This is a genomic window from Bacillus sp. SIMBA_074 (assembly GCF_046534555.1).
Classification (GTDB): Bacteria; Bacillota; Bacilli; order Bacillales; family Bacillaceae_G; genus Bacillus_A; species Bacillus_A mycoides.
On record NZ_JAWRYM010001011.1, the window covers coordinates 1 to 247 of the forward strand.

The following is a 247-nucleotide window of genomic DNA, read 5'->3' on the forward strand; positions in this document are numbered from 1 at the left end:
CTGAACCGTGTCGTGTTCGAACAGATAAAGGATACAAAGGTACAAGCCCTGTTGCTTGGTAAGATAGGGAAAGCATCGGAAAAGAAAATAATCTTTGAAATAGACTCACAAAGTTATCTAGAGAAACTTCCGGATCATATAAAATTGTCACAACTAACATTGATTCTGGGGAACATTATCGATAATGCACTTGAAGCGGTTTCAGGAATGGAGGAGCCACTTGTGAAATTTTTCGCCACCGATATCG

The 247-nt window shown here is 39.7% G+C and carries 1 pseudogene; it reads left to right on the top strand.

Annotated features, from left to right (window positions below):
- Positions 1-247, top strand: a pseudogene (locus tag SB773_RS33820) (sensor histidine kinase); the annotation flags it as partial.